We start from the raw sequence: 21,532 nt of genomic DNA, 5'->3' as shown, positions 1-21,532 counted from the left end.
TTCCCTTGTGCGACAAGGTGTTCCCGTCAACCCCGACCGCCCCCTGAACCAGCGGGTGGCACCCCTGTGGACGGTCCACTGTGGATAGTCAGTCGGCCAGGTAGCGGGCCAGCTCGGCCTCGTCGACCGCCTCGGTCCGGTCCGGGTTGGTCAGCCGCTCGGCCAGGACCGGTGGGCAGCGGCCCGCCCACACCGCCTGCCCCTCGGCGGGCAGCAGGTCGTGCCGCTGCGCGAAGTCCTCGGCGGCGTCGCGGATCGAGTCCCGCAACGCGCCCGCCACCACGGCCTGCGCCGTCTCGGTCAGGTCGACCAGCAGCGCCCGCACGCCTTCCAGGCGGTCGTCGTCCCCGGTGCTGCCCACCAGCGGCGGCCACAGCACGCGTTCGAAGATCCCGGCGAAGTCCGCGGCTATCGCGTTGGTCGCCGTGCACAGCCGGTCCAGCGCGTCGAGCACCTCCGTGGGCGGCACGCCGAGGCGGGCCAGTCGCAGCCCGGTGTCCAGCGCCCAGCGACGGGTGTGTGGCCTGCCGTGCGTCCAGCGCACCACGCCCAGCGACATCGCCCGGCGCAGCAGCCGGGGCCGCAGGTCGCGCACCGAACACAGCTCCCGCAGGTCGGCCACCGCGACCGGCACCCAGTCGTCCGGGCCGCCGGTGCCCGCCAAGCCGAGCACATCGCCGACGCGGGCCCCCAGGTCTCGCGCGGCGATGAGCTCGGCTATCGCGGGCAGCGAGAACCCACGCGCCTGCAGCCGGTGCACCAGCCCCAACCGCTCGACGTGCGTGCGGTCGTACACGGCCGTGCGGCCCGCCCGACGCGGCGGGTGCAGCAGCCCCTTGGTCTGGTACATCCGGATCGTGCTCGTCGGCAGAGCCACCCGGGCGGCCAACTGCTCGACGGTCAGCGCGGTATCCGATCCCACGACACCAGATCCTGGCGCCCGCCGACCGTGCGAATCAAGACTGTTCGAGTGAACACTCGAAGAATCAGAGCTTGAGCAACATCCGGGTGTTGCCCAGTGTGTTCGGCTTCACGTACTCCAGGTCCAGGAACTCGGCCACGCCCTCGTCCATCGACCGGCGCATCTCCGCGTACACCGCCGAGTCGACCGGCGTCCCGTCGATCTCGACGAACCCCAGCCGGGCGAAGAACTCCGTCTCGAAGGTCAGCACGAAGATCCGGCCCAGCCCCAGCTCCCTGGCCACCTCGATCAACCGGGCCACCACCGCGTGGCCGACCCCCAGGCCGCGCACGGCGGTGGACACGGCGACCGTGCGGATCTCGGCGATGTCCTCCCACAGCACATGCAGCGCGCCGCAGCCGACCAGCTCGCCGTCCACCTCGGCCACCCAGAACTCCTGGATGTCCTCGTACAGGGTGACCAGCGGCTTGGCGAGCAGGACCTTGCCGACGTAGGTGTCGATCACGGCCTTCATGGCGCGGACGTCGGTCGCCCGTGCCCGCCGTACCAGGGGTTTCACAACCACTGAATTTAGCCCCGCCCCCGTCGGCGCTGTTCACGGCCGTGGGCAGAATCGGGGTCAGCCGACACCACGGAGGACAGCAAATGCGCGAGGCAGTGATCTGCGAACCGGTCCGCACCCCGGTCGGCCGGTTCGGCGGCGTCTTCACCGGTGTCGGCGTGGCGACCCTGGCCTCGACCGTGCTCACCGAGCTGGTTCGGCGCACCGGGATCGACCCTGCGGTCGTCGAGGAGGTCGTGCTCGGCCAGTGCCACCCCAACGGCGAGGCCCCCGCGCTCGGCCGGGTCGCCGCGCTCGACGCCGGGTTCCCGGTGACCGTGCCCGGCGTCCAGGTCGACCGGCGCTGCGGCTCCGGCCTGCAGGCCGTGCTCGACGCCGCGATGCGGGTGCAGACCGGCGTCAACGACGTCGTCGTCGCGGGCGGCGCGGAGAACATGAGCCAGGTCGAGTTCTACTCGGCCGCCATGCGTTGGGGCGTCAAGGGCACCGGCGTCGAACTGCGCGACCGCCTCGCCCGCGCCCGGGTCACCGCGGGCGGCGCCAACCACCCGGTCCCCGGCGGCATGGTCGAGACCGCGGAGAACCTGCGCCGCGACTACGAGATCGGCCGGGACGAGCAGGACGAGCTGTCCCTGCGCTCCCACCAACGCGCCGTCGCCGCCATCGCCGCCGGTCGCTTCGACGACGAGATCGTGCCGGTCGGCGAGGTCGCCCGGGACGAACACCCCCGCCCGGACGCGTCACTGGACGCCCTCGCCCGGCTCAAGCCGATCATGCGCGGGCAGGACCCGGACGCCACCGTCACCGCGGGCAACGCCTCCGGCCAGAACGACGGCGCCGCCGTCTGCCTGGTCACCACCCCGGAGAAGGCCGCCGAGCTAGGCCTGCGGCCCTACGCCCGGCTGGTCAGTTGGGCCAGTGCCGGTGTCGAGCCCGCCCGGATGGGCCTGGGCCCGGTCCCGGCCACCGCCAAGGCCCTCGCCCGCGCGGGCCTCACCCTCGCCGACATCGACCTGGTCGAACTCAACGAGGCCTTCGCCGCCCAGGTGCTCGCGGTCACCCGCGAGTGGAACTTCACCGACGCCGACTGGGACCGCACCAACGTCAACGGCTCCGGCATCTCCCTCGGCCACCCCCTCGGCGCCACCGGCGCCCGTGTCCTCGCCACCCTCCTGCACGAACTCCGCCGCCGCGACGCCCGCTACGGCCTGGAGACCATGTGCATCGGCGGCGGCCAGGGCCTGGCGGCGGTCTTCGAGCGTCTTTAGGCCTGCTCGGCGTCGAACTCGGCGACGAGTTTCGCCGGGGCCCGGACCCGCCACGCCTCAAGGAGCACGTCCGCCAGTTCGTCCTGGTCGATCACGTCCAGCCGGACCAGGACCGAGGCGTACCCGTCGTAGTGCGGGGTGGTGAAGTAGCGGTCCGGGGCCTCGGCGATCAAGGCGTGCTTCTCCGACTCGTCGGCGACCCAGGCGACCAGGGTCGTCGGGTCCTTGATCCGGGCGAACACCTTGTCCTTCACCCGGAACCCCGGTGTCCCGTAGGAGGGTTTCTCGGTCGTGCCGGGCAGCGCCAACGCCGCCGTCCGCACGTCGTTCTCGGTGACCATGGCGATATCCTCGCCGAGGGGGGCGACAAAAACACCCGACCCGCGCGGGCCGGGTCCGCTCGGGTCCAACCGCTGGACACCGGGCGGTTACCCTTGGGCCGTGTCCTCTCCCACCACGTCCACTTCCACCACGCCCTCGGTGTCCGCCGCGTCCGCGACGCGCCGGGTCGCCATGCTCACCCTCGGCTGTGCCCGCAACGAGGTCGACTCCGAGGAGCTGGCGGGCCGGTTGGCGGGCGGCGGCTGGGAGTTGGTCGACGCCGAGTCGACCCCGGACGTGATCGTGGTCAATACGTGCGGCTTCGTCGAGTCGGCCAAGAAGGACTCGGTGGACACCCTGCTCGCCGCGGCCGACACGGGCGCCAAGGTCGTCGCGGTCGGGTGCCTGGCCGAGCGGTACGGCGAGGAGTTGGCGGCGAGCCTGCCCGAGGCGGACGCCGTGCTCGGCTTCGACCACTACCCCGACCTGGCCGAGCGGCTCGGTGACGTCGTCGCGGGCCACGCGGTCGCGTCGCACGTGCCGGTCGACCGGCGCACGCTGCTGCCGATCTCCCCGGCCCAGCGGCAGGACGCCCGCAAGGACGACGACGTCACCGTCCCCGGTCACGCGTGGGGCCCGGCGGCGCTGCGCAAGCGGCTCGACGACGGCCCGGTCGCCTCGCTCAAGATCGCGTCCGGCTGCGACCGGCGCTGCTCGTTCTGCGCCATCCCCAGCTTCCGCGGTTCCTTCGTCTCCCGGCTGCCCGACGAGATCGTCGCCGAGGGCGCCTGGCTGGCCGCGCAGGGCGTGCGCGAGCTGGTGCTGGTCAGCGAGAACTCCACCTCGTACGGCAAGGACCTCGGCCGCGAGCACGCTGGCCAGGGCGCGCTGGAGGCCGTGCTGACCCGGCTCGCCGCCATCCCCGGCATCGACCGGGTCCGGGTGTCCTACCTGCAGCCCGCCGAGACCCGCCCCAACCTGGTGCGCGCCATCGCCACCACCTCGGGTGTCGCCGACTACTTCGACATGTCCTTCCAGCACTCCAGCGAGCCCGTGCTGCGCCGGATGCGCCGCTTCGGCAACACCGAGAGCTTCCTCGGCCTGGTCGAGCAGATCCGCGCGCTGGCACCGGACGCGGGCATCCGCAGCAACGTCATCGTCGGCTTCCCCGGCGAGACCGAGGCCGACGTGGACGAGCTCGCCCGGTTCCTCACCGAGGCCCGCCTGGACGCGGTCGGCGTGTTCGGCTACTCCGACGAGGACGGCACCGAGGCCGAGGGCCTGGACGAGAAGAACGACGCGGACACCATCGCCGCCCGGGTCGCCCGCGTCTCCGCGCTCGCCGAGGAGCTCACCGCCCAGCGCGCCGAGGACCGGGTCGGCACCGAGGTCGTCGTGCTCGTCGAACGCGAGGAGACCGACGACGACGATTGCGTCGGCCGCGCCGCGCACCAGGCCCCGGAGGTCGACGGCGAGTGCGTCGTCCTCGACGGCGAGAAGTACTCCGTCGGCGACCTGCTGCGCGCCCGCGTGGTCGACACCGAGGGCGTCGACCTGATAGTCGAGGTCGTCGAGGTGTTGCCACGAGCCACCCCGGGGTCGCAATGAGTTCGGCCGCGACCGGCGGACCGGGCGGGGCCGTCGGCGACGAGGACCGGGTCATGCGCCCGGTCACCGGCCCAACCACGGACGTGCCCGGCGTGCCCGCGGTGCCCCTGGTGCGCGCCGTCGACCCGGCGCCCGGCGCCGAACTGCCGGAACCCACCGAGGTCCCGCTGCTCAACGTGGCCAACCTGCTCACGTTGACCCGGCTGGTGCTGGTCCCGGTGTTCCTGCTCGCCCTGTTCACCGGCGGCGGCCACCACACCGGCTGGCGGCTGATCGCGTTCGCCGTGTTCGTGATCGCCTCCATCACCGACCACGTCGACGGCAGGTTGGCCCGCAAGCACGGCCTGATCACCGACTTCGGCAAGATCGTCGACCCGATCGCGGACAAGGCGCTCACCGGCGCCGCGCTGGTCGGGTTGAGCGTGCTCGCCGAGCTGCCCTGGTGGATCACCATCGTCATCGCGGTCCGCGAGGTCGGCGTCACCCTGCTGCGGTTCTGGGTGATCCGGCACGGGGTCATCCCGGCCAGTCGCGGCGGCAAGCTCAAGACCCTCACCCAGGTGTTCGCCATCGGCGCGTTCCTGCTGCCGTTGCCCGGGTGGCTCGTCCCGGTCGCCTGGATCTCCATGGGCGCCGCCGTCGTGCTGACCGTGGTCACCGGTGTCGACTACGTCCTGCGGGCCGTCCGGCTGCGGGCCCGCGGCCTGCGCGCGCTCGCCCCGTGAGCCTCGGCCTGCTCCCCGGCGTCGACCGGGCCCAGGTGGTGGCCGTGGTCACCGCGCTGCGCGAGCGGGGTGAGACGGTCGCCACGGCCGAGTCGCTGACCGCCGGGCTGCTCACCGCGGCCCTCACCAGCGTCCCCGGCTCCAGCGCCGTCGTCCGCGGCGGCCTGGTCGTCTACGCGACCGACCTCAAGCACGCGCTGGCCGGGGTCGATGTTGACCTGCTGGCCGAGCGCGGCGCGGTCCACGCCGACGTGGCCGTGCAGCTCGCCAGGGGCGCCCGAGACCGCTGCGGGGCGACCGTCGGGATCGGCCTCACCGGCGTCGCCGGGCCCGACCCGCAGGACGGCGTCGCCCCGGGAACCGTGCACGTCGCGCTGGCCGGACCGCGCGGCGAGCGGCACCGGGTGATCACCGCCCCCGGCGACCGGGAGGACGTCCGGGCCGCCGGGGTCGCCGCCGCCCTCGCGCTCATCGGCGCGGACCTGGGTACCCTTCCCGGGTGAGCCCGAGGTCACGGTCAGTGCGCGCCCGCGTCCGGATGGCGCCGCGCGGATACCCGGAACGGCCCGGTGGACACCGGGAACCCCGGGGTCGACGTGGTCGTTCGCTCTTGGCGGACTACCCGGTAAGTCGCTGCGCGTTGTCGGGGACCGTGGGTAACGTTGTCGGTGTGACGGCCCCGCGTCGTGCCCGCTCCGGTTCTCGCCCCTGGGCGGGGGCGGCGTGCGGACCGCGGTGCCCGTCGAGGAAGGGAGGTGCGCGATGACCGTGCTGTTGCGCGAGGCGATCGGTGATCGGCTCCGACACGCCCGCACCAACCAGCGGCGCACGCTGCGCGAGGTCTCCCGCTCGGCCAGGGTCAGCCTCGGCTACCTGTCCGAGGTGGAGCGCGGGCGCAAGGAGGCCTCCAGCGAGCTGCTGTCCGCCATCTGCGACGCCTTGGAGTTGCCGCTCTCGGAGTTGCTCTACAACGTCGCCTCGGACATCGGCGCGCTCACCTCGGTCCCGGTCGGCGTGCCCGAGCGGGTCGGCGGCGAGCCGGTGGAGTCGCTGGAGACCATCGAGTCGCTGGAGGGCATCGACGCCGCCCAGCGCGACCCGGCGCCGCGAGCCGCGGCGGAGGGCGGCAGGCTGGTGCCCGCCGTCATCGGTGAACACTTGGCCGACCTGCGCATCCAACCGGTGCTCAGCCACCGCATCGAGGCCCCGATCGGCTCCGGCCGGGCGGGCGCCGTGTTCGCCGCCTGAGCGGGTACCCCCAGGTCAACACGCCCTTGGCCCGGCCGTCGGCGCACGGTCCGGGCCCTGTGGCGTGTCCACGAGCAGGACCGGAGTCCGGGGTTACCCCGGAGGGCGGTCCGGTTCCTCAGGGGTGATCTATGGGTGATCCCTGATTTCTGCTGGGTCCAGTGGAACCGCCCGCACGCACCTGACACGATGGAACCCACAGGAAAGGACTTCCCCAACTTCGCGTGCGCTGGGCCACCCGGGTTACCGGTGTGGAACCAACACCGGCGCCGGGCCGTTGCGTCGGTACGCGGGGTGACGGTGCACCCGTGCGGGGAGCGTCCGGTTGAACTCGGCGCAGGGAATGAAGAGGCAGGCGGAGGACGACGATGGCCAACCCGTTCGTGAAGTTCTGGAAGTACCTCATGGCGTCGTTCTCGTCGAAGATCGATGAGCACGCGGATCCCAAGGTGCAGATCCAGCAGGCCATCGAGGAGGCCCAGCGCCAGCACCAGGCGCTCTCCCAGCAGGCCGCCGCGGTGATCGGCAACCAGCGGCAGTTGGAGATGAAGCTCAACCGCCAACTCGGCGACGTGGAGAAGCTGCAGGCCTCCGCCCGCCAGGCGCTGGTGCTGGCCGACGAGGCCCGCACCAAGGGCGACGAGCAGAAGGCGACCCAGTTCGAGAACGCCGCGCAGGGCTTCGCCACCCAGTTGGTGACCGCCGAGCAGGGCATCGAGGACCTCAAGACGCTGCACGACCAGGCGCTGCAAGCCGCCGGGCAGGCCAAGCAGGCCGTCGAGCGCAACGCGATGGTGCTGCAGAACAAGCTCGCCGAGCGCACCAAGCTGCTCAGCCAGTTGGAGCAGGCCAAGATGCAGGAGCAGGTGTCCCGTTCGCTCAACCAGATGAGCGAACTGGCCGCCCCGGGCAACACCCCCTCGCTGGAGGAGGTCCGGGACAAGATCGAGAAGCGCTACGCCACCGCCGTCGGGTCGGCCGAGCTGGCGCAGAACTCGGTGCAGGGTCGGATGATGGAGGTCCAGGTCTCCACCACCGAACTCGCGGGCCGCTCCCGCCTCGACCAGATCCGGGCGTCGATGAACGGCGGCCAGGTCGCGGGCCAGGTCACCAGCGGCGCCAGCGCGGCGTCGCAGTCGGCCGCCGCCAACATCCAGGCCGAGATCCAGCAGCGGGTGGCCCAGGAGCAGAAGGCCAACCCGCAGTCCGGCGCCTGACGGCCGCGACGGTGGGTCCCGGCCGCAACGAGCTGAGCAGGCTCGCCGAGGAACTGGCGGGCCAGTGGCGCGGCGCGTACGGCCAGCAACTGCAGGTCTACTCCCAGCACGTGCGCGAGGCCATCGCGGGCCTGCGGCGGGACCCACGGGCGAAAGCCGTCCGGCAACGCCGCCGCGCCCTGCGCCGCGCGCGGCTGTGGACGGTGACCGGCGTGACGACCACGACGGGGGCGGTGGTGGTGGAAACCGCCTCCGCCGCCCCCGGTCTGGCCGGTCCGGCGCTGATCGGCGCGGCGGTGATCTCCGGCTTCGCGGCCGTCACCACCGGGTTCCGCTCGTGGCGGCTGCACCGGGAACCGCTGCCCGAGGCCCCGCCCGTCCCGGTCCCGCTGCCGCACCGCAACTCGCAGGCCCGGGAACCCATGTCCCGCTTGGCGGAGGCCGAGGACATCCTGCGGGAACTGCTCGACCAGTTGACCCGCGCGGCGCTGGTCCCACCGGACGCGGTGGTCGAGGCGCGCGCCACCGGCACCGAGGCCGCGTCCGCCTTGCGCGCGGTCGCCGCCCGCATCCAGGTGGTGGAACGCGCCCGTGAGCACGCCCCACCGGTCGACCGAGGCCATCTGACCGACAGTGTCCGCGCGTTGCGGGCCCAACTGGACCAGGGCATGGACGGCTACGGGGCCCTCATCGCGGCTGCCGCCCGCGCCCTGGCCGCCAGCTCGGTCGCCGAACCCCGGCACGACCTCACCGACGCCACCGACCGCCTCGCCGCCCTGGCGCTCGCCCTGCGCGAACTCTCCCTGGGGTGATCCGGGCGGTTGCGGCCGCGCGCGGAGGACACGCCGCGTCACCAGATGCGTGATCGTTCTCACCCGACCGGGCGCATCATGCGGCCCGAACTCACGCGTGTCCTTCACGTCCCTACTTAGGTGCGCTCCGTTCGCGGGGCGCGCTCGGACTCGGGAGGTGCGTCGATGGACGACTGTGGGATCCGCCGCGCGGTGGCGGGGCAGGTAGCCCGGATGGCCGAGTACGAGACCGGGTTCTGGGCGATCGTCGACGGCATGGGGGTCGACCGGCGGCGGGCCGGGCGGATGTTGGACGCCGCGGTGGACATGATCGACCACGGCCGCACCGGCACCGCGGACCCGTACGCGCTGGTGCTGTCCTGGATGCCCCGATAACCGCCGGTCACCTCGCCGCCGTTGACTAGTGCATCGGTGTGAATATCACGGTGTCGTATCGACTCGTCGACTACGTGCTGTGGCACCATGCACGAGCAGGTGGAGCCGGGGGCGGTTCGGGCGGGGTGGAGGCGGCGTTGGCGTTGTGGTCGGTGCACGGCGACGGCCGCCGTGTCCGTGACGGCGCGGTGGTCGCCCCGAACGAGCGGCTGAGCTGGCCGCTCACCGTCGGGTTCGGCGTCCAGCACGTTGCCGCCATGTTCAGCGCGACGGTCCTGGTACCGACCCTCACCCACTTCCCGGTGACCACCACGCTGCTGTTCTCCGGAATCGGCACGCTGCTGTTCCTCGTGATCACCCGCAACCGGGTGCCCGCCTACCTCGGCTCGTCCTTCGCCTTCATCGCGCCGTTGACCGCGGCCCAGGAGCACGGCGTCGCCGCCCAGTTGGGCGGGGTGCTGGTGGCCGGGTTGCTGCTGGTCGGCGTGGGTGTCGCGGTGAAGGCGCTGGGGGTGCGGCTGCTGGAGTCGGTCATGCCGCCGGTGGTGACCGGGGCGGTGATCGTGCTGGTCGGGCTGAACCTGGCGCCCGCGGCGACGGCGGCGTTCGGCAAGCAGCCGGTGATCGCGCTGCTGACGCTGGTGGTGATCGTCGGGTGTGCGGTGGTCGCGCGCGGGCTGCTGTCGCGACTGTCCGTGTTGGCGGGTGTGCTGGTCGGCTGGATCGTGGCCGCTGTGAGCGGTGCGCTCAGCCAGGACCGGCTGACCGCGCTGTCCGACGCCGCCTGGTTCGGGCTGCCGCAGTTCTCCGCGCCGCAGGTCCGGCCGTCGGTGATCCTGCTGGTCATCCCGGTGGTGCTGGTGCTGGTCGCGGAGAACGTCGGCCACGTCAAGGCGGTCGGCGCGGTCACCGGGCGCGACCTGGACGGCTCGGTGGGCGACTCGCTGATCGCCGACGGGCTGGCCACCACGCTGGCCGGGTTCGGCGGCGGCTCCGGCACCACGACCTACGCGGAGAACATCGGCGTCATGGCCGCCACCCGCGTCTACTCGACGGCCGCCTACGGGGTGGCCGGGCTGACCGCGATCGTGCTGTCGATGAGCCCGAAGTTCGGCGCCCTGGTCAACACGATCCCGGACGGGGTGCTCGGTGGCGCCACCATCCTGCTGTACGGGATGATCGCGCTGGTCGGCGTGCGGATCTGGTTCGCCGACCGGGTCGACTTCGCCGACCCGGTCAACCTGACCGTGGTCGCGGTCGCCGTGGTCGCCGGAGCCGGTGACCTGCGGATCGAGCTGGGTGGCGCGGTGTTCGGCGGGATCGCGTGGGGCGCGGTCGCGGTGGTCTGCGGCCACCCGCTGCTGCGGTGGCTGGCCAACCGGGGTGGCGGCGAGCTCAGCGGCCCGCGACCGCGCGGTTGATCCGCCGCACCAGGACCGGTCCCTCGAACACGAACCCGGTGTAGAGCTGCACCAGGCTCGCCCCGGCGTCGAGCATCCGCACGGCGGCGGCCACGTCGAAGATCCCGCCGACGCCGATGATCGGCAGCCGCCCGCCGGTCTCCCGCGCCACGAAGGCCACCACGTCCCGGGCGCGGTCGGTCAGCGGCCGCCCGCTCAGACCGCCCGCCTCCGCCCCGACCGGTGTCTCGGCGGGGGAGAGGCCGGTGCGGGCCAGGGTCGTGTTGGTGGCGATCACGCCCGCGATCCCGTGGTCGGCGCACACCTGCAGGACCTCGCCGATCGCGTGGTCGGTCAGGTCGGGCGCGATCTTCACCAGGATCGGCTTCGGTGTGGCCCCACCCAGCTCCAGCGACTCCTTCCGCAGTTCGCCGAGCAGCACGTCGAGTGCGTCGCGGTCCTGCAGCCCGCGCAGGCCGGGGGTGTTGGGGGAGCTGACGTTCACCGCGAAGTAGTCGCCGAACCGGTAGAGCGCCCGCAGCGAGTACCGGTAGTCGTCGACGGCTTCCTCGACCGGGGTGACCTTGGACTTGCCGATGCTGATCCCCAGCGGGACGCCGACCGGGCCCAGCGCGGCCAGCCGGGCCGCCAGCGCGTCCGCTCCGGCGTTGTTGAACCCCATCCGGTTGATGATCGCCTCGCTCTCCGGCAGCCGGAACAGCCGCGGCCGCGGGTTGCCGGGCTGGGCGTGCCGGGTGACCGTGCCGACCTCGACGTGCCCGAACCCCAGCGCGGGCCAGGCCTTGAGCGCGCGCCCGTCCTTGTCCATCCCCGCCGCCAGCCCGACCCGACCGGGGAAGGTCACGCCGAACGCGGTGTGGCGCTCGCCGCTGCCGAACACCCTGCGCAACCCCGCGACCGCCGGGCGGACCGAGCCGAGCCGGGTCAGCGCCGCCATGGTGCGCTCGTGCGCGATCTCGGGGTTCCCGCCACCGAGGGAGAACAGGGCACGACGGATGAGCTGCTTGTACGCCACCCGCCCATGCTTTCATCCGCCATCATGGACACCGTGAGCGACGTCAGCGACCTCTACGGCCTGCCTCGGGACGAGTTCGTCCCGGCCCGGCGCGACCTCGCCAAGCGCCTGCGCGCGGACGGTGACAGCGCCGCCGCCACCCGGGTGGAGAAGTTGCCGAAGCCGACCACCGCCGCCTGGCTGGTCAACACGCTGGTCCGCCGCGACCCCGGCCTGATCGACGACCTGGCCGACCTGGGCGCCGAGCTCCGCGAAGCGCACGCCAAGGCCGACGGCGCCCGCTTGCGTGACCTGGCCAAACGCCGCGCGGCACTGCTCGGGTCGCTCATCGCCGCCGCGGGCGACGACCTGAGTGAGCCGATCACCCGTGAGCTGGCGGACATGTTCACCACGGCCATCGCCGACGAGAAGGCCGCCGAAACCCTCCGCGCGGGCAGGCTGGCCTCGGTCCGCGATCTCGCCGTCGAGGACACCTGGCCGGGCTTGTCCATCGCCCCCTCGACCACCGCCAAGCCCGAGGCGAAACCGAAGGCCCGCCGGTCCGCGCTCGCCGAGGCCAAGGCGGCCGTGAAGGAGGCGGAGGCCCAACGCACCGAGGCCGACCGGGCGGTCTCCGCCGCCGAAGAGGCCGTGACGCAGGCCGAGGACCGCGTCCGAGAACTCAACGCCGCGCTGGACGAGGCCGAACACGCCGAACTGGAGGCCCGCCGAACGCTGCAGACGGCCCGCCGCGACGCCAAGTCCGCCGAGCGCACCGCCGGTCTGGCGTGGCGCAGACTGCAACAGGTCGAGGCCGACTAGGCCACTGTGCAGAGCCGACTGGGCCACTGTGCAGATCTGGGTGGAGGACAGCCCCCGGGCGTGCTTCCCCGGCCGACAAGGTGGCGGCGGGGTCCGGGTCGGACTGGGCCCGGAAGCCCGGGGGCTGGGTGACTGCCTGGTATTCGCCGACCACACGCCCGCGCGTACGGCATCAGCCCCGGAAGGGCCGTGTCATCCGTGTTGCGAAGGCCGGCACCATCGTTCTCGGATGGGTGGTCCTAGCGGACAGCCACCTCACGAGTCCTATGGGAATACACCGTTGGACCACCTCCTCTCTCGTGTACCGCCCAATTTATGCGCTCCGCCGATGGGCTTCAAACGGTTTAACCGTCGCCCATCCGGGTGCTGCTAGGGTGGCCAACCACAACGGCAGGGTGTGTGAATATCACTCACCACCGGCGAGAGGGGTCTCGTGCCCGCACCGCAGGACCACCCGGGACGCATGGCGATCGGCGTGGTGGTCGGCGTCGCCGCCGCTGCCCTGTGGTACGAGGGATACCTGGCGGCGGGCCCGGACCTGCCGGGCGCGCGTCCGGCGGCCAACGAGGCGCCCCAACCCATCCCGGCCTCCGGGCGGCCGGAACCCAGCGGCGTTCCCGCGCCGTCGCGGTCGACATCCGTCCCGGTGGTCCTATCGACGTCGTTATCCCCGACCTCGACCACCGTCCTCACCCCGGCCACGTCAACGACCACGGTTCCCACGACGGTCGCCACCACCACGGTGCCTTCGGTGTCCTCGGTGCCCAGTGTCACCACGACTCAGCCGAAACCGACCACCACGACACCCCCACCGGTCACCACGACGACGACCACGCGTCCCACGCGCACTCATCAACCGTGCGGTCTGCTGATCTGCTGAACCGGCCCGGGTTGGCACCTCGGGCAGTAGTACGCGATCCGTTCGCGGGTGTCCGGACCCTGGCTCCCCACCAGGACTTCCCCGCCGCAGACCAGGCAGGGTGTGCCGCGGCGGCCGTACACCCAGAGCCGCCGGTCCCGCCGCTGGTCGCCGGTGGTGATCCGGTCGACGACCATCTTGTTGCGGTCCAACAGGTCCCGGCTCAACGCCACCGCCCGCGCGGCGTCCACATCGGACACCGGGGTCCACGGCGACACGCCGAGCAGGAAGCAGATCTCGGCCTTGAACACGTTGCCAACCCCGGCCATCACCCGCTGGTCGAGCAGGGCCACTCCGATCTCGCGGGACGGGTCCGCGGTCAACCGGGCTACGGCGCGCGCGAGATGATCTGGCCCCCACGCCGGGTCGAGCAGGTCCGGCCCGAGGTGCGCGACCAAGCGGTCCTCGTCCGCCGTGTCCACCAAGGCCATCTCCTGCAGCAGGAAACCGATCGCCTGGCGGGACTCGGTGAGCAACACGGCCCTGGCCTGGTGCGCGGCCCGGCGCCACCGCGCGCGCAGCGCGGTGACCTGCCAGATCCCGTCCATCGCGAGGTGGCTGCGGAAGCTCAACCCGGCTGAGAACCGGATGAACAGGTGCTTGCCCACCGACCGCACACCGACAACGGCCCGCCCCGTGAGGTCCACAGTGGACAACCGTGGGTGTCGGAGTTCGCCGCGGGTCAGCACGTGCGGGACCAGCGCGTCGCGCAGGACGGCGGCGGTGCGGAAGATCGTGTCGCCCTCGGGCATCAGGTCATTCGCCCGTTGTTTCGTCCGTCGTCTCGTCCGGCGCGTCCTCGTCGTCCGGCCAGGCGATGGCCTGGTGCCTGCCGCGGCCCCCGGTGCGCAGCACCCGGGCCAGCAGCAGGTTGAACGCCAACGCGACCTCGCGCGCGCCGGGGGTGTGCCAGTTGTGGATCGGCATGCACGCGCCCTGCGCCTGCTGCACCGCCAACCGGTCCGGCAGGGCGACCGGCATCACCAGCGACCCGAAGTTCTCCCGCAGCTCGGCGATGCGGAACTGGTGCTCGTACGAGTGCGGCCGCACCTTGTTGACCACCACGCCCAGCGGCACCAGGTTCGGGTTGTGCTCGCGCCGGGTGTTCTCCACGGCCTCGAACGCGCGCTGCGCGCCGGACACCGCGTACAGGGTGGGTTCGGTCACCAGCAACGCGCCCTGGGCCGCCACCAGCGCCGACCGGGTCAACCGGCCCAGCGACGGCGGGCAGTCCAGCAGCACCAACTGGTACGGCAGCTCACCCTCCGCCAGCAGCGACCCCAGCTCGGCCAGCGCCCGACCCAGCTTCTCCAGCCGCCGCATGCCCGGGTCGGGGTCGTTGAGCGATTCCAGCTCCTCCGAGCCGACCATCACGTCGACCTCGTCGCTCCAGGCGCTCGGCGCGATGGCGGCGCGCAGCACGGCGGCCCGCGGGGTCTCCAGCACGTCGGCGAGGGTGGCCTCGGTCTCGGCGGGGTCCAGCGTCGCGGTGGCGTTGCACTGCGGGTCGAGGTCGACCACCAGGGTGCGCGCGCCCCGGCGCAGCGCGGCCGAGGCCAGGCCGAGCACCACCGTGGTCTTCCCCACGCCACCCTTGAGGCTGAGCACCGCCACCGTTTGCACGACCTAGACCTTAGAGTCTCTACAGTTCGTGTCCATGCGACCGGATGCTGTTCGCCGTGTGCTCGACGCCGAGCTGACCGCCGCCCGCGAACGCCGCGGCGGGGAGCCGCCGCGCGTCCTCGACGTCGGGGGCGGCAGCGGTGTGCTCGCCGTCCCGCTGGCCGTCGCGGGCTGCGCGGTGACCGTCGTCGAGCCCAGCCCCAACGCCCTGGCCACCCTGCACCGCCGCGCCCACGAGGCGGGCGTGGCCGCCCTGATCACCGCCGTGCAGGGCGACAGCGACGCGCTCGCCGAGCTGGTCAAACCCGCCTCCGCCGACCTGGTGCTGGCGCACGGGCTGCTGGAGGTCGTGGACGACCCGGCCGCCACCGTCGCCGCGCTCGCGGGCACCGTCGCCCCCGGCGGGGTGCTCTCGGTGCTGGTCGCCAACCGGTACGCGGCGGTGCTGCAGCGGGCGATCTCCGGCAGGCTCGTCGACGCCCGGCGGTTGCTCGACCACGAGACCGGAGCGCTCGGCCTGTCCGGCGAGGCGCTGCTGCGCCGGTTCGACACCGCGGGCTTGCGCGACCTGCTGGCCGCCGCCGGGCTCACCGTCGAGCTGGTGCAGGGCCAGTCCGTGGTGTCGGACCTGGTCAGCGGCTCGGTGCTGGAGGCCAACCCGGGCGCGGTCGACGCGCTGGCCGAGCTGGAGGCCCTGGCCGCCGTCACGCCGCCGCTGCGCGACATCGCGACGAAGCTGCACGCCATCGCCCGGGGGTGATCTGTCGGTCCGCTGTGGTTGGCTGGGGTCATGGGGCGCAGCGGGGACCTGCCCAGGGGGCTGGTCGAGCGGTACCGGGTTTCCGACTCGGCGGGCCAGGACGGGTGGCCGGAAGACGCGGGCTGCCCGGTGCTGCACGTCGACATGGACGCTTTCTACGCCTCCGTCGAGATCCGCGAGCGGCCCGAGCTGGTCAACCGGCCGGTGGTGGTGGGCGGGGTCGGGACGCGCGGGGTGGTGTCCTCGGCCAACTACATCGCCCGCCGGTTCGGGGTCCGCTCGGCCATGCCGACCAGCCAGGCCCGCCGGTTGTGCCCGCAGGCGGTGTACCTGCCGCCGACGTTCGACCTCTACCGCGAGGTCTCGGCCGGGGTGCTGGCGATCTTCCGGGAGGTCACCCCGCTGGTCGAGCCGCTGAGCCTGGACGAGGCGTTCCTCGACGTGTCCGGCGCGCTGCGGCGGCTGCGGCTGACCCCGGCCGGGGTGGGCGCGCTGATCCGCCGCCGGGTGCAGGCCGAGCACCGGATCGCCTGCTCGGTCGGGGTGGGGCCGACCAAGTTCGTCGCGAAGCTCGCCTCCGGGCTGGCCAAGCCGGACGGCATGATGATCGTCCCGCGGGCCGAGGTGGCCGAGTTCCTGAACCCGCTTCCGGTGTCGGCGCTGTGGGGTGTGGGCAAGCGCACCGCGGAGCGGCTGTTCGACTCCGGTCTGGAGCGGGTCGCCGATGTGGCCGCCGCGCCGCTGCCCCGGCTGCGCCGACTGCTCGGCACCGCGATGGCCGAACACCTGCACGCCCTCGCCCGCGGTCACGACGACCGCGCCGTGGTGCCGGACACCGCCGAGAAGTCGATCGGCGCCGAGGAGACGTTCGAGACCGACCACTTCGACCGCGACCTGCTCCGCCGCGAGCTGCTCCGGCTGTCCGAGCGCACCGCCGCCACCTTGCGTGAGCGCGGCCTGCGCGGCCGCACCGTGTCGATCAAGGTCCGGTTCGCCGACTTCACCACCATCAGCCGGTCGCGGACGCTGCCGGTCGCCACCGACGTCACCCAGGTGATCTACCGCACCGCCGCCCAGTTGCTCGCCGAACAGACCCCACCCGGCGCGATCCGCCTGATCGGCGTCCGCCTCGAACAACTCGCCTCGGACGGCGCCGAACAACTCGCCATCGACACCCCGGCCCAGGGCTGGCGCGAGGCCGACCAGGCCGCCGACCGCGCCCGCACCCGCTTCGGCACCGCCGCCGTCCGCCCAGCCGCCCTGCTCGGCGACCACCCCGGCCGCGTCGGCGGCACCGAACCGAAACCGGACCGCACTCCCGGTCGCTGACCCCTGGTCACCCCTGTGCCCGCCTGCCCGCGATCACCCGTCCGGCCCGCCGGTGCCATGACCGCGTCGTCCGGCGTCCACATCACTGTCGACCACGTGCGGTAGTCAACTGGTGACCGATCCATCGATCACCGGAGGTATCCGCCGCCGATGCGCCGCTTACGCCGCCTGGCCGTCATCGCCGCCAGCACCGTGCTCGCCTGCCTCGCCGTCACCCCGGTCGCCACCGCGGCCCCGGTCGGCGACCTCGACCTGGCCACCCGCTGGGCACCGATCCTCTACCAGGACACCGACTCCAGCGACTACGACGCCGACTACCTCTCCCGGGTCGACTACGACGGCGACTGGAACACGCTGAACAACTGGGAGAACCAGAGCGCCTCGGTCGCCCGCCTCACCGGCGCCGTCTACTACTCCGTGGTCGAGACCAGCACGCACTGGTTCCTGACCTACTCCTTCTACCACCCACGGGATTGGGAAGATTTCCCCGATCCCCTTGGTTTGTTCACGCACGAGAACGACATGGAGGGCGTCCTGTTGACCGTCCGCAAGGACGGCTCCACCTACGGCGCGCTGCAGGCCATGGTCACGGTGGCGCACACCGACTTCTACTCGTACGTCCCCGCGGGCAGCCCGTTCACCAGCGGCCGGGAGACCGTCGACGGCCAACTCCAGACCCAGACCTACAACGGTGCCGCGCACCCCACCGCGTTCGCCGAGGCCAAGGGGCACGGTGTCTACGCCAAGAACGCCGACCACGCCCCCGATGGCGACGGCGTCGTCTACTACCCGTCCGGCACGGCCGAGGTCCCGGCCAGTGGCACCGACAGCTTCGTCGGCTACGCCCTGATCGACGACTTCGCCGCGGGCGGGCTGTGGGCGCGTCGCGACAACTCCGAGACCTACGCGTCCTTCGGCACCTTCCGCGGCGATGACGGCAAGGACAACGCCGCCAACACCGCGTGGGGTTGGGACGACGGCAACGACGGGAGCGACATCCCGCGCGGCTACCTCGCCACCGACCCGGCGTACCTGGTCGGGCAGTACTTCGCGGGCAAGGGCGCCTTCGCGACCGCGTACACCCGGAATTCATTCCGTCAGGCGGGTTTGAAGTCGGGTCCGGTGGGGTAACAAGCAGCAGGGTCCTGCCCCGCGATCTTCTCGCTGTGGGGCGGGGTGGCCGACGGCACGAGTGTGCGAATCCCACCCCGCTCCACATTTTCCCGTAGCGCGGTACGGTCCAGCGCAGCGTCAGGACGGCAGGAGGAAAGCGTGTCTGAGGTCGAAACCAGCCCGGTCGCGCGCACCCACGGGGTGCGCGACGTCGAGGTGCGTGTCTGGGCGGACGCCGAGCAGGTCCCGCTGTTGCGGTCCTTCGCCGCCGACATCGCGATGCGGATGGACTTCGACCTCGACGCCATCGAGGACCTGCGGATGGCCGTGGACGAGGCGTGCTCGCTGCTGGTCCGCGCCGCCGCCCCGGACAGCGCGCTGCTGTGCTGGTTCGAGCCGGTCGACGCCGGGGTGCGGGTGCGCGCCAGGGTCGACGCCGAGCACGCCGAGCCGCCGTCGTCGGACGCGATGGGTTGGCAGATCCTCACCGCGCTCGCCGCCGCGGTCACCGAGCAGGTCGAGGCCGTCGACGGCGGCCACCGGATCAGCGTCGAGCTGTACGCCGTGCCCGGCACGGCCGGGGTTGACCCCCGGTGACGACCACCCCGGCGGGCGACGAGCCCGGCAAGGCCCCGGACAAGGGGTCCGCCGACGTCGACCGGTTCCGCGAGCTGGCCGCGCTGGCCCCGGACGATCCGCGTCGGGCCGCGTTGCGCGGCGACCTGGTCGCCGACCACATGGACCTGGCCCGCAACCTGGCCCGCAAGTTCGACCGGCGCGGCGACCAGTTGGAGGACCTGATCCAGGTCGCCACCATCGGCCTGATCAAGGCGGTCGACCGGTTCGAGGCCGACCGCGGCAACTTCTACGCCTTCGCCATCCCCACGATCATGGGTGAGCTGCGCAGGCATTTCCGGGACACCGGCTGGGCCGTGCGGGTGCCCCGCCAGCTCAAGGAACTGCACGTCACCGTCGCCGCGGGCCGCAACGAGCTGAGCCAGAAGCTGGGTCGCGCGCCGAAGCCCAGTGAGCTGGCCGACCACTTAGGGCTCACCAAGGAGCAGGTCTACGAGGCGCTGGTCGCCAGCGCCGCCAAGCAGGGCACCTCGCTGGACGCCCGGCTGGCCGAGCCCGCGGGCGACCGGTTCGGCTACGAGGACGACCGGCTGGAAGAGGTGGACAACCGGCGGGCGCTGAGTCCGCTGATCGCCGAACTGCCCGAGCGGGAGCAGAAGATCATCGTGCTGCGGTTCTTCCGCGGCATGTCCCAGGCCGACATCGCGCGCCGGGTCGGCGTCTCGCAGATGCAGGTGTCCCGGTTGCTGGCCAAGACGCTGGAGCGGCTGCGGGCCGCGCTCGGCGAGGACACCCTGGCGGGCTGAGGTGGTCAGCGTGCTGCGGGTGCCGAACCCGGCCCAGTACCCGCGCGAACGCGTGGTGTCCTCGGCCATGGTGCGAACGGTGCGAATGACGGCGAGCGCGCACCCGTGGCCGGGTTCCCCGGAGGTCGGGACCCGGCCGGGCGGGCTGCCGTCGACGGGGTCGACGGGAAGGTCAGGAGACCCGCAACGAGCGCCTGCGCTGCGCGATCAGCGTCCTGCGCTCACCCTCGCCCATCGCGCCCCAGATGCCGTAGGGCTCCTGGACGGCCAGCGCGTGCTCGCGGCACTGGGCCAGCACCGGGCAGGCGCGGCAGACCGCTTTGGCCCGCTCCTCGCGGGCGTGCCTGGCCGGGCCGCGCTCGGCGTCCGGGTGGAAGAACATCATGCTGTCCGCCCCGCGGCAGGACCCGTTGAGCTGCCAGGCCCACTCGTCGGACACGGGCTTGGGCAGTCGGGTGATCTCGGCCATGGCATTTCCCTCCTCGGGCCCCGCTCCGCACAGCGGGTTCGACCGGGAACTACCCCGGGGTCCGGCGGCCGAAACGGCTCAGCGCCCCGACCGCGCGACAGCGGCGGCGATCACCGGGTGGGCACCACCACCCGGGTGGCAACTAGGGTGACCTCGGCGTGGACGGCCGCGCGGCGCGCGGCGACACGGCCGCGGTGAGGAAGGATCGACAGTGGAGATCAACAGCGCGGGCACCGACCCGGTCGTCGTCTCGGTCACCGGCGAGGTGGACCTGGCCACCGCGCCCCAGTTGGAGCGGGCTCTCGACACCGCCCTCGCCGAGCCGGGCGGCACCGGCGTGCGGGTCGACCTGTCCGCCGTCGAGTTCATGGACTCGGCAGGCCTGCGGGTGCTCGTCGCCGCGCTGCGCAAGGCCGAGGAGTCCGGTCGCACCCTGGTGCTCGACGCCCCGCACGAGCGGGTCCGCCGGATCATCGAGATCACCGGCTTGGCCGAGGTGTTCGGCTTGGCGGGTTCGCCCGGCCAGGTCTGACCGCCCTCCGCGACCGCTGGTCCCGCCTTGGTTCACCCGGTCGCCGCCGGGGTACCCCACTCGGCGTGAACACAGAGGTGACCGCCGTGGGGCCCGGACCGCAGGGGAGTGCCGCCGGGCCAGTGCGCAGGGTCACCCGGGGGCCGGTGACCACCCGGCCCCGAGGACATCAACGGCGCGCTGGTCGCGCGCGAGGGGTGGTGGCAGGTGACGTGAGCGAGGCAGCGAGCACCGGACGGGTGCGCAGGCTGATCACCCGGCTGCCACCCGCCACCACCTCCGCGGCCGAGGCCCGCGACTTCGTCAGCGCCGCCCTCCGTTCCTGGGAAGTCCCCGACAACGTCCTCTGCGACGTCGTCCTGGCCACCTCCGAACTGGTCACCAACGCCATCGAACACGGCGGCGGAGACATCCGGATGGAACTGTCGCTGACCGCAGGCCAAGTACTGCTACGCGTAGGCGACGACACCGACGACGCCCCGGTGCGCCAAGCCCCCGGCCTGCTCTCCGAACGCAGCCGCGGCCTCACCATCGTGGCCGCACTGAGCGAGGCATGGGGCCACACCCCAGAAGGCCCAGGCAAATGGGTATGGGCCCAATTCGCCCTACCCACCCACACCCCCGCAGGCGGCCTCGCCACAGGCCCCCTGTCCCTGCGCCGGGAATCAGCAGGCTCCCTACCCCTCGACGGCTGACCTCCCCCCATCCCACCGTCAGCAAAGGCCGCCAACCCACCCCGCGCGCCTCAGAATCAAACCCCCGGCCCGTCGACGAAGGCCGCCAGCCCACCCCGCGCACCCAAAACAAACCTCCGGCCCATCGACGAAGCGCCACTCTCGCACCGCGCGCCTCGAAACCCGCCGATACCAACCGCCCGCTGGGGTGAAGTTGTTTTGTTTGGGGGGAGCGGTGGCCTAAGCCGGCTGGCGGGTAAGGCCACGTCTTTCCAGTGGCCCCGCCTTTTAGCCTTACCCAGGCCACCGCTAGGGGCCCCAAACAAAACAACTTCACCCCAGCGGGCACAGCCCGCAAAATCTGGCGCGATCCAGCGGCGTCGCCGCCAGGCGACAAGCAGTCCCCCGAGGCCCAGTGCCCCCTCACACCCCTCCC

25 protein-coding genes are annotated in these 21,532 nt (G+C 72.6%); 18 read left to right on the top strand and 7 right to left on the bottom strand.

The genetic code is table 11. From position 1 onward, the window contains the following. Window positions 1–88: 88 nt before the first annotated feature. Together H504_RS0118635 and H504_RS0118630 are read right to left on the bottom strand one after the other, a co-directional pair. Window positions 89–922, bottom strand: coding sequence for a MerR family transcriptional regulator (locus tag H504_RS0118635; protein ID WP_026424011.1), 834 nt, complete (start codon window positions 920–922; stop codon window positions 89–91). A 64-nt stretch (window positions 923–986) separates the two neighbouring features. Further along, window positions 987–1,481, bottom strand: a complete 495-nt coding sequence (locus tag H504_RS0118630) for an amino-acid N-acetyltransferase (protein WP_026424010.1) — start codon at window positions 1,479–1,481, stop codon at window positions 987–989. Window positions 1,482–1,567: 86 nt separating this feature from the next. On the opposite strand from H504_RS0118630, the gene H504_RS0118625 reads away from it, so the two are divergent. Next, a complete protein-coding gene (locus H504_RS0118625; protein ID WP_026424009.1) occupies window positions 1,568–2,752 on the top strand; it encodes an acetyl-CoA C-acetyltransferase in 1,185 nt (394 codons plus the stop codon). Here the strand turns inward: H504_RS0118625 and H504_RS0118620 are convergent. Continuing rightward, entirely contained in the window at window positions 2,749–3,093 is a 345-nt protein-coding gene (locus H504_RS0118620; RefSeq protein ID WP_026424008.1) for an MmcQ/YjbR family DNA-binding protein, read from the bottom strand. The two genes, H504_RS0118625 and H504_RS0118620, sit on opposite strands and share 4 nt — an antisense overlap. Window positions 3,094–3,265: 172 nt before the next feature. Between H504_RS0118620 and rimO the strand changes: the two genes are divergently transcribed. The 8 genes from rimO (at window position 3,266) to H504_RS0118575 (ending at window position 10,479) form a co-directional block, all read left to right on the top strand. Further along, window positions 3,266–4,681 (top strand): 30S ribosomal protein S12 methylthiotransferase RimO, encoded by a 1,416-nt coding sequence (gene rimO, locus H504_RS0118610; protein ID WP_026424007.1) that lies wholly within the window; start codon window positions 3,266–3,268, stop codon window positions 4,679–4,681. Beyond that, window positions 4,678–5,406: a CDP-diacylglycerol--glycerol-3-phosphate 3-phosphatidyltransferase gene (pgsA, locus tag H504_RS0118605; protein WP_245614346.1), complete on the top strand. Its 729-nt coding sequence runs from the start codon at window positions 4,678–4,680 to the stop codon at window positions 5,404–5,406. Before rimO ends, pgsA begins: the two co-directional genes overlap by 4 nt. Beyond that, the gene (locus H504_RS0118600) at window positions 5,403–5,909 is read left to right on the top strand and encodes a CinA family protein (protein ID WP_026424005.1); all 507 of its coding nucleotides are present in this window, start codon (window positions 5,403–5,405) and stop codon (window positions 5,907–5,909) included. Before pgsA ends, H504_RS0118600 begins: the two co-directional genes overlap by 4 nt. Window positions 5,910–6,168: 259 nt before the next feature. Continuing rightward, window positions 6,169–6,654, top strand: a complete 486-nt coding sequence (locus H504_RS0118595; RefSeq protein ID WP_026424004.1) for a helix-turn-helix domain-containing protein — start codon at window positions 6,169–6,171, stop codon at window positions 6,652–6,654. Window positions 6,655–7,022: 368 nt separating this feature from the next. Continuing rightward, a complete protein-coding gene (locus tag H504_RS0118590; RefSeq protein WP_026424003.1) occupies window positions 7,023–7,871 on the top strand; it encodes a PspA/IM30 family protein in 849 nt (282 codons plus the stop codon). Between the two features lie 11 nt (window positions 7,872–7,882). Then, entirely contained in the window at window positions 7,883–8,683 is an 801-nt protein-coding gene (gene pspM, locus H504_RS35835; protein ID WP_051386018.1) for a phage shock envelope stress response protein PspM, read from the top strand. A 165-nt stretch (window positions 8,684–8,848) separates the two neighbouring features. Then, window positions 8,849–9,058 (top strand): hypothetical protein, encoded by a 210-nt coding sequence (locus H504_RS0118580; protein ID WP_026424002.1) that lies wholly within the window; start codon window positions 8,849–8,851, stop codon window positions 9,056–9,058. A 50-nt stretch (window positions 9,059–9,108) separates the two neighbouring features. Next, window positions 9,109–10,479, top strand: a complete 1,371-nt coding sequence (locus H504_RS0118575; protein WP_342668786.1) for a uracil-xanthine permease family protein — start codon at window positions 9,109–9,111, stop codon at window positions 10,477–10,479. On the opposite strand, the gene H504_RS0118570 is transcribed toward H504_RS0118575, so the two are convergent. Continuing rightward, window positions 10,454–11,494, bottom strand: coding sequence for a quinone-dependent dihydroorotate dehydrogenase (locus H504_RS0118570; protein ID WP_026424000.1), 1,041 nt, complete (start codon window positions 11,492–11,494; stop codon window positions 10,454–10,456). The genes H504_RS0118575 and H504_RS0118570 overlap by 26 nt on opposite strands. Before the next feature lie 33 nt (window positions 11,495–11,527). On the opposite strand from H504_RS0118570, the gene H504_RS0118565 reads away from it, so the two are divergent. Then, entirely contained in the window at window positions 11,528–12,295 is a 768-nt protein-coding gene (locus H504_RS0118565; protein ID WP_157440502.1) for a hypothetical protein, read from the top strand. Window positions 12,296–12,728: 433 nt separating this feature from the next. Beyond that, window positions 12,729–13,175 (top strand): hypothetical protein, encoded by a 447-nt coding sequence (locus tag H504_RS38830; RefSeq protein ID WP_157440501.1) that lies wholly within the window; start codon window positions 12,729–12,731, stop codon window positions 13,173–13,175. Here the strand turns inward: H504_RS38830 and H504_RS0118555 are convergent. Further along, window positions 13,148–13,966: a DNA-formamidopyrimidine glycosylase family protein gene (locus H504_RS0118555; RefSeq protein WP_026423997.1), complete on the bottom strand. Its 819-nt coding sequence runs from the start codon at window positions 13,964–13,966 to the stop codon at window positions 13,148–13,150. The genes H504_RS38830 and H504_RS0118555 overlap by 28 nt on opposite strands. Window positions 13,967–13,970: 4 nt before the next feature. After that, on the bottom strand, window positions 13,971–14,837 hold the full coding sequence (locus H504_RS0118550; RefSeq protein WP_026423996.1) for a ParA family protein: 867 nt from the start codon (window positions 14,835–14,837) through the stop codon (window positions 13,971–13,973). A 34-nt stretch (window positions 14,838–14,871) separates the two neighbouring features. On the opposite strand from H504_RS0118550, the gene H504_RS0118545 reads away from it, so the two are divergent. The 5 genes from H504_RS0118545 to H504_RS35820 all read left to right on the top strand — a co-directional run bounded on the left by H504_RS0118545 (window position 14,872) and on the right by H504_RS35820 (window position 19,421). Further along, window positions 14,872–15,597, top strand: coding sequence for a class I SAM-dependent methyltransferase (locus tag H504_RS0118545; RefSeq protein WP_026423995.1), 726 nt, complete (start codon window positions 14,872–14,874; stop codon window positions 15,595–15,597). A 30-nt stretch (window positions 15,598–15,627) separates the two neighbouring features. Further along, entirely contained in the window at window positions 15,628–16,926 is a 1,299-nt protein-coding gene (locus H504_RS0118540; protein ID WP_026423994.1) for a DNA polymerase IV, read from the top strand. A 150-nt stretch (window positions 16,927–17,076) separates the two neighbouring features. Beyond that, window positions 17,077–18,057 carry a hypothetical protein gene (locus tag H504_RS35825; protein WP_035304852.1) on the top strand — a complete coding sequence of 327 codons (981 nt, stop codon included), beginning with the start codon at window positions 17,077–17,079 and terminating at the stop codon, window positions 18,055–18,057. Between the two features lie 141 nt (window positions 18,058–18,198). Continuing rightward, a complete protein-coding gene (locus tag H504_RS0118530) occupies window positions 18,199–18,636 on the top strand; it encodes an ATP-binding protein (protein WP_035304850.1) in 438 nt (145 codons plus the stop codon). Further along, window positions 18,633–19,421, top strand: coding sequence for a SigB/SigF/SigG family RNA polymerase sigma factor (locus H504_RS35820; RefSeq protein WP_051386017.1), 789 nt, complete (start codon window positions 18,633–18,635; stop codon window positions 19,419–19,421). Before H504_RS0118530 ends, H504_RS35820 begins: the two co-directional genes overlap by 4 nt. Before the next feature lie 172 nt (window positions 19,422–19,593). Here H504_RS35820 and H504_RS0118520 read toward each other — a convergent pair whose 3' ends face one another. Then, window positions 19,594–19,890: a WhiB family transcriptional regulator gene (locus H504_RS0118520; RefSeq protein WP_026423992.1), complete on the bottom strand. Its 297-nt coding sequence runs from the start codon at window positions 19,888–19,890 to the stop codon at window positions 19,594–19,596. Window positions 19,891–20,101: 211 nt separating this feature from the next. On the opposite strand from H504_RS0118520, the gene H504_RS0118515 reads away from it, so the two are divergent. Both H504_RS0118515 and H504_RS35815 read left to right on the top strand, forming a co-directional pair. Continuing rightward, window positions 20,102–20,422: an STAS domain-containing protein gene (locus H504_RS0118515; RefSeq protein ID WP_026423991.1), complete on the top strand. Its 321-nt coding sequence runs from the start codon at window positions 20,102–20,104 to the stop codon at window positions 20,420–20,422. 212 nt (window positions 20,423–20,634) lie between these two features. Next, a complete protein-coding gene (locus tag H504_RS35815; RefSeq protein WP_051386016.1) occupies window positions 20,635–21,117 on the top strand; it encodes an ATP-binding protein in 483 nt (160 codons plus the stop codon). Window positions 21,118–21,532: the final 415 nt, after the last annotated feature.

Origin of the sequence: Actinokineospora inagensis DSM 44258, assembly GCF_000482865.1 — a bacterium.
GTDB classification, from domain to species: domain Bacteria; phylum Actinomycetota; class Actinomycetes; order Mycobacteriales; family Pseudonocardiaceae; genus Actinokineospora; species Actinokineospora inagensis.
This window is presented reverse-complemented; position numbering and strand designations above follow the sequence as displayed.

Excerpts from the sequence above, each read along its gene's own strand:
- H504_RS35825 (WP_035304852.1), top strand. The coding sequence starts at position 17,077 with ATGCGCCGCTTACGCCGCCTGGCCGTCATCGCCGCCAGCACCGTGCTC.
- H504_RS0118595 (WP_026424004.1), top strand. The coding sequence starts at position 6,169 with ATGACCGTGCTGTTGCGCGAGGCGATCGGTGATCGGCTCCGACACGCC.
- H504_RS0118520 (WP_026423992.1), bottom strand. The coding sequence starts at position 19,890 with ATGGCCGAGATCACCCGACTGCCCAAGCCCGTGTCCGACGAGTGGGCC.
- H504_RS0118545 (WP_026423995.1), top strand. The coding sequence starts at position 14,872 with ATGCGACCGGATGCTGTTCGCCGTGTGCTCGACGCCGAGCTGACCGCC.
- H504_RS0118540 (WP_026423994.1), top strand. The coding sequence starts at position 15,628 with ATGGGGCGCAGCGGGGACCTGCCCAGGGGGCTGGTCGAGCGGTACCGG.
- H504_RS0118580 (WP_026424002.1), top strand. The coding sequence starts at position 8,849 with ATGGACGACTGTGGGATCCGCCGCGCGGTGGCGGGGCAGGTAGCCCGG.
- pgsA (WP_245614346.1), top strand. The coding sequence starts at position 4,678 with ATGAGTTCGGCCGCGACCGGCGGACCGGGCGGGGCCGTCGGCGACGAG.
- H504_RS0118590 (WP_026424003.1), top strand. The coding sequence starts at position 7,023 with ATGGCCAACCCGTTCGTGAAGTTCTGGAAGTACCTCATGGCGTCGTTC.
- H504_RS0118620 (WP_026424008.1), bottom strand. The coding sequence starts at position 3,093 with ATGGTCACCGAGAACGACGTGCGGACGGCGGCGTTGGCGCTGCCCGGC.
- rimO (WP_026424007.1), top strand. The coding sequence starts at position 3,266 with ATGCTCACCCTCGGCTGTGCCCGCAACGAGGTCGACTCCGAGGAGCTG.
- H504_RS0118555 (WP_026423997.1), bottom strand. The coding sequence starts at position 13,966 with ATGCCCGAGGGCGACACGATCTTCCGCACCGCCGCCGTCCTGCGCGAC.
- H504_RS0118625 (WP_026424009.1), top strand. The coding sequence starts at position 1,568 with ATGCGCGAGGCAGTGATCTGCGAACCGGTCCGCACCCCGGTCGGCCGG.